1 rRNA gene is annotated in these 291 nt (G+C 54.3%); it reads right to left on the reverse strand.

Going from position 1 to position 291, the window contains the following annotated elements:
* Positions 1–291 (reverse strand): 23S ribosomal RNA (locus ACN6NF_RS25875); the annotation flags it as partial.

Here is a 291-nt window from a genome sequence, read left to right on the forward strand (position 1 = left end):
TTTCAACATGCGTGGGTTCGGGCCTCCAGTGCGTGTTACCGCACCTTCACCCTGGACAGGGGTAGATCACCCGGTTTCGGGTCTACGTCCACGTACTCATTCGCCCTATTCAGACTCGCTTTCGCTGCGGCTTCAGCTCTTCACCTTAACCTTGCACGGGAACGTAACTCGCCGGTTCATTCTACAAAAGGCACGCCATCACCCCTAAATTGGGCTCTGACTTCTTGTAAGCACACGGTTTCAGGATCTATTTCACTCCCCTTCCGGGGTGCTTTTCACCTTTCCCTCACG

The sequence above is a fragment of the Paenibacillus sp. TSM33 genome (assembly GCF_056099025.1).